This is a genomic window from Gemmatimonadales bacterium, assembly GCA_036265815.1.
Lineage (GTDB): Bacteria > Gemmatimonadota > Gemmatimonadetes > Gemmatimonadales > GWC2-71-9 > CAVVWJ01.
Window position 1 is genome coordinate 1 of record DATAOI010000073.1, and the last position, 5427, is coordinate 5427.

Consider the following 5427-nt stretch of genomic DNA (forward strand, 5'->3'; position numbering starts at 1 on the left):
TGCTCTATTTCGGGCTACCCCCACGGGGTGCCGAGGTGAGTCTGACCATCCGCGGCACCGGACCCATCAGCGGGACGCTGGTCGACTACTCCAACGACCTCCCAAAGCTGCCTGGCATGACGGTCCGCCGAGGCCAGCCGAGTACGTCCCGGCACCTTTCGACTTCCGCGACCCCACGGCCGTGACCCGGAGTGTCGGCTTACCGTGACATAAGGTGCGGAACCCCGGACTCCATCAGGAAGTGACCGATGACAAATCCTGCGCCAGCGCCGCGGCGCCCACGCCCCACCGCCAGCCAGCTGCTCCACGAGATCCGCTGCCTCATAACGGACCTTCCCCGCTTCGCAACGGCACCGTTCTATCGGCGCCAACATCTGCGCTGGGGCGCAACCGACGACGAGATCCGCGCCAGCATGCCCGGCGATGAAGTGATCACGAAGCCGAAGTACCTCGCCACCCGGGCGATCACCATCAACGCGCCGCCCTCGGCGGTGTGGCCATGGCTGGTCCAAGTAGGTTGCCGGCGCGCAGGCTTCTACGCCCACGACCTGCTTGACAATCTCGGCCACCCGAGCTCGTGGACGATCCTGCCGGAATTCCAGCGGCTCGAGATCGGCCAATGGGTACCGATGTCACCCACACCCTCGGAGACCACTGCGTTCAAAGTCGCCGGCTTCGAGGTGGACCGATGGTTGCTGTGGAAGCAACCACTGAGCACGTGGTCCTGGGTGCTCACGCCAACCGCCGCCGACAGCACCCGGCTCGTCACCCGGTTGCGTACCGACGTGGACTGGCACCATCCCCCCATCTCGACTTTGACCACGGTGCTCAACGAGTTCGGCGACTACCCGATGATGCGCCGCATGCTGCTCGGTATCCGCGACCGCGCCGAAACCACCCCACTGCCCGGGAACGGGTACGCGGGCTGACCTAGTCCGCGTTACGAAGATGGGCGATGCGAGCGATGAGAGCCGCCGCACTGCCGGCATCGGCGGCGACAAAGGCCCAGCCGCCCGGACCATCGACGACCTTCCTGCGCAATGCGGCTAACAGCACCAGCGCCTCAGCTCCATCGATCGCTGACACGGTCATGAGCCACGGCCAGGGGTCTGCGTTTGGGCGCGACGCGGCAACGGTTCCTGTTCCCACCGCAATTTCTCGGACGGCGAGCATGCGTGAGAGCCACCAGCCGGCCTTGCCGGCACCGGACAAGCCGAGTGCTGCAATGAGCAGTTGCGGGCGGATGAGCAGCACGACACCGGCCAGAATGCGCGTGGCGCCTAGCTGGCGAGCTCTGCTTCGCGCCAACTCAAGATCAGCGTCACCGAGCCGTACGGCTTCGCGGATGCCCAGGCTGCACAGCCCGGCTCCCGCTGCAGCGGCGAGTGCTCGTCGCCGAAACTTATTAATGGCCATGGTATGGATCGTGCGAACTCTGCGTCTTAGGGTCAATCCCACACGTTCACGTCTGGTCGTCCGCAGTACTCCTTCTTGGAAAGCAGGAGATCCCAGATGAAGCGGCCGATTTTGCGTACGGCTGTTGTTGGCTTCACGGCCGGATCGCTGTACTGGGCGTCCTGGCGGTTGATCCGGATCAGCAAGCGCTGGGGCCACCGACTCCGAAACTGTTCGTGACGTGCCGGGTGACGAGTTATTGCCCCAAGGCCGGAGCACAACGTACGCAATCTCCATCGCGGCCCCACCAGAGGAGGTGTGGCCCTGGCTTGTACAACTCGGGCATGGGCGGGGCGGCTTCTACACCTACACCGCCATTGAGCGGCTCCTTGGCGCCGACATCGACAATCTGGATCGGATCGAGCCCAGCCCGCAGACGCTAAAGCCCGGAGAGCGAATCTGGATGACGCCAGAACGGTACCTCGGCCACCTCCCCGGTCAGTTTTGGCGGGTACGCCAAGTGCAACCAGGACGGACACTCGTGCTGGAACGAAACCGCCCCAGAGCCTGCAGCGTGCCATCTGGTCTTTGGTGCTGCAGCGAGCAGCCGGTTCACTGTCGGATGCATTCTGGCTCGTTGGCATCCTCTTGATGGAGCGTGGAATGCTGCGCGGCATCAAGGCGCGGGCAGAGCAGTCACGCCGCAATGGAGGTGGTCTGGCCACTGATCTCCCTCATTTCCGGGCAGGGACCCGATCGCGGAAACAATCGCTACCGCGGGACGATCACTCCTTCAGACCGGCTACCCGGGCGGCCAGATAAGCGGGAAGGTGAGGGCCAGTGCGAGGACATAGCCGAGGGCGACGGTGAGTGCGGCCGCCCCGAGGACCCGTGTTATGCGGCGGTTCGATTGCAGTGTGATGAGGAGGTGCCAGGCTGCAGGGACTACGCCGAGGACTCCGAGCAGCAGCAGCGCCTGGCCCACGCGGGCCATTGGGTGAATCACCGGGGGGAAGAACCGGAGGCTGGCAGCCAGAAGGCCGAAGCCGGCCAGTACGGGCGCTGCCGAGGCGTACGCAAGCCGGCGGACCAGCCGAGACCGCCGATCCGGATTCCTGGGGTTGCCGCGCCGCCGGCCGCGCAGCCAGCCGATGGGCCAAGCCACCAGGGTCACCACTAGCACGAGCAGCGCCAGGGCGAGCGCGATATAGGGCACGAGATGACCCTGCAGGAAGCCCACCCGGCCTGCCGAGGCGTAACCAGCGAACGCAATGGCCGTGACCCGACCAGTCTGATACCGCCCGGCGGCCAGCGTGGTGACGCCGCCCACTTCCCGCCACAGCCAGGGCCGAATCTCTTGGAAGGTGAACTCAGGGGAGAACCGGTCCCGCACGCCCAGGGTGCCGTCCGGATGAGCGGAGACGGTTACCAGCAGCAGTGAGTACAGGCCCGCGACAAAAGTGGAGGCCACCCGCCGCTGGTTCAGATAGCTCCCGGCCACGGCGGCGGCGTGCTCACGGCTGCCCTGCAACGGAGCAGGCGCGGCGCCGTCCGGGGTGACGACGTACCGGTCGGCGAACGGGCTCACCAGCTGGCTGCGGAGCTGATCGGAGTCGATGGCCGGTGCGCCGCTCCCGTTCACGGACACGAATAGCCCCGTGTCCTGACCGGGAAACAACGCCAGCAGGCTGTGAAAGGCCCCCACATCACCGCCCTGGGACAGCACCGGTTGACCGCGGATCTCCCACCGGTTCAAGCCGAGCGTCATCTGTTCCCCGGCGGCCAGCCCGTGCAGGGACTCGGCTGGCAGTGCCGGCGTGCGCATCGCCGCCAGGGTCGAGGCAGAGAGGACCGTACGGGGACCGTGGCCCAGCTGGAAGGCGAGGAAGGCCGCCATGTCGACGCCGGTTGTGCTCAGCGCGCCCTCGGGCGCCGCCGTCGGCTGGAAGGATTCGGCTGGTGAGCCGGGGGCTGGGAAGCTGGCCACCAGTCTGCCGGACAGGCCGGCGGGCAGCGGCTGCTCGAACGAGCTCGACCACATCCCCAGCGGTTCCAGAATCGCCCGCTGGACGTACTGCTCGAAGCGCTGGCTGCTCACCCTTTGGACCCAGATAGCCCGCCAGTGCATAGCCGTAGTTGGAGTAGGCCGGTGTGGTGCCGGGAGAGAAGATCTGCCGCGGAGGGTGCGCGGTCAGCTGGGCGCGCAGGTCGGGTTGGGCCCCAGGAGGCTGGCTGACAGCGGCAGCTGGCCACTCCTCGAACCCGGCGGTGTGGCTGAGCAGCTGGCGCAGCGTCACCGGCCCCTTGGGTAGTTCTAGCGGGAAGTCCAGATAGCGGCGTACGTCGACGTCGAGATGACCGCGGTGGCGGTGAACACCTTCGACACCGAGCCGGCCCGAAACAGCTGGCGCACCGGGTCGACGGGAGCGGCCCCGGGTATCGCCTTCGACTGATCGCTGGCCCCATAGCCGCGTAGGGCAGCCACCTGAGTGCCCTGCACCACGACCACGGTCGCGCCCGGCAGCGCATCCCGCTCCAGCAGGGTCGGGATCACACCATCGAGCCAAGCGGACAGATCCTCGCCGGTCAGCTCGTGCACCTGCGGTGCGGCGACGGCGCTATCGGGAGGGGTGAGATCGGCACCCGTGATTAGCAGCGCCAGGAGCATGACTATGACCGAGCAGATACCGAGGGCCGTGCCTGGTTTCCCCATCGCTCTCTCACCCTGCAGAAAGGAGTCATATGACCTGAAAGCTATAGGTCTTGCCGATCCGCGTGGGATCGGCTGCCATCAGATAGCTTGCTCCCCGCGCCAGCGCGACGTCTGGTCCTGGCGCATTTTGGCGACCTACCATCCGGGCGCTCGAGGGCAGCGAGTTGCCGACGTACGACGAAGGCCGTCGCGAACACTGCGATTACTTTGGCTGCGTACGACGCCTGGTGGACAGGGCGCATGACAGGACCGCCACTGGTTTTGCGTCGCATCGCCGAGGCTGCAGGGCGCTGTCCAACGCTGCTCGGCTACTCTCAGCGCGCCTCACCAACACTGACCGAGAGCCATGCCGTCACTTTGCAAGCAAGGGGTTAGGGGTTCGAGTCCCCTGGCTCCACTCCTAGTCACGGCGGGTTTGCCCCTGCTTGGTTCCAATCAGCGGCGAGCCGTTCCGCCAGGGTCGCGAGCATGGCCATGGCCGCCTCTGGTCGCTCCTCCAGTATGGCGTGTAGCTCGGCTCCCCTCAGAGTCAGCCCGCGGATGCCCTCGGGCCCGGCGGTGACATTGGCGGCGCGCGGCTGGCCGCGTAGCAGCGAGAGCTCCCCGACGTAATCGCCTGACCGGACGGTACGGATAGGTCCTCCGGAGCCGTCTTGCGCGCGGCTCACCGTTACCTCGCCCTCGACGATGATCAACATCTCGTCGCCCTCTGCGCCCCAGGCGAAGATGAGCTCGCCCGGGTCATAGCGACGTTCGGTGAGGAGAGCGGCAATCCGCTCGAGATCTTCGGGGTCGATCCCGGCGAACATCGGCACCCGCTGAAGCGCTACTACCCGGTCCACCGTGTCGAGTGTCTGGGTGTCGCGCACCCCGATGACCTCCCATCGTGCGATCGCCGATCGGACCAGGCCCGATTGATCGGCATCCGCCAGCCCCCGGAGATGCCCGAGGTCGTCGATGAGCTCCTCGCTGATGCAGCGTACCGCCAAGGCACGGATCCATTCATCGTGGTCCTCCGACATCTCGCGGAGCGACGTCCGAGAATCCGGGAGAGCGCCGTGGCCAGTGTCCTCGAGAAGTGGAATGAGGGAACGGGTGACCGCATGCAGCCCCACAGATTCCAGCGCCTCCACCGCTTGTGCCCTGGTCTCTTGATCCGCCGAGCGCAACCCCCTTCCGACCACCGTCATCTTGTCCGCCGTATCCGGCGTGGTCGTAGCCAGCAGAGCCCACCGTGACAAGCGCTCCTGGCGCGAGGCCAGGAGGCTCGCGAGGAACGTGCGCGTGGGAGAGAGGTCGTTCGTGGCCAACGCGAGACG

At 66.5% G+C, this 5427-nt stretch carries 6 protein-coding genes; 2 read left to right on the forward strand and 4 right to left on the reverse strand.

Going from position 1 to position 5427, the window contains the following annotated elements; genetic code table 11:
- Window positions 1–185, forward strand: a 185-nt coding sequence (locus VHR41_15600) for a hypothetical protein (GenBank protein ID HEX3235621.1), incomplete at its 5' end; no start/stop codon positions are given.
- 63 nt (window positions 186–248) lie between these two features.
- The gene (locus VHR41_15605; protein HEX3235622.1) at window positions 249–929 is read left to right on the forward strand and encodes a hypothetical protein; all 681 of its coding nucleotides are present in this window, start codon (window positions 249–251) and stop codon (window positions 927–929) included.
- Window position 930: 1 nt separating this feature from the next.
- Here VHR41_15605 and VHR41_15610 read toward each other — a convergent pair whose 3' ends face one another.
- The 4 genes from VHR41_15610 to VHR41_15625 all read right to left on the reverse strand — a co-directional run.
- Complete coding sequence (locus VHR41_15610; GenBank protein ID HEX3235623.1) at window positions 931–1416, reverse strand: hypothetical protein; 486 nt, start codon at window positions 1414–1416, stop codon at window positions 931–933.
- Window positions 1417–2197: 781 nt separating this feature from the next.
- Entirely contained in the window at window positions 2198–3493 is a 1296-nt protein-coding gene (locus VHR41_15615; protein ID HEX3235624.1) for a serine hydrolase domain-containing protein, read from the reverse strand.
- Between the two features lie 216 nt (window positions 3494–3709).
- Complete coding sequence (locus tag VHR41_15620; GenBank protein HEX3235625.1) at window positions 3710–4108, reverse strand: serine hydrolase; 399 nt, start codon at window positions 4106–4108, stop codon at window positions 3710–3712.
- 404 nt (window positions 4109–4512) lie between these two features.
- The coding region (locus VHR41_15625; protein HEX3235626.1) for a cyclic nucleotide-binding domain-containing protein at window positions 4513–5427 on the reverse strand (915 nt) is incomplete at its 5' end.

Coding starts and splice junctions, on each gene's coding strand:
- VHR41_15610 (HEX3235623.1), bottom strand. CDS start 1,416: ATGGCCATTAATAAGTTTCGGCGACGAGCACTCGCCGCTGCAGCGGGA.
- VHR41_15620 (HEX3235625.1), bottom strand. CDS start 4,108: ATGGGGAAACCAGGCACGGCCCTCGGTATCTGCTCGGTCATAGTCATG.
- VHR41_15605 (HEX3235622.1), top strand. CDS start 249: ATGACAAATCCTGCGCCAGCGCCGCGGCGCCCACGCCCCACCGCCAGC.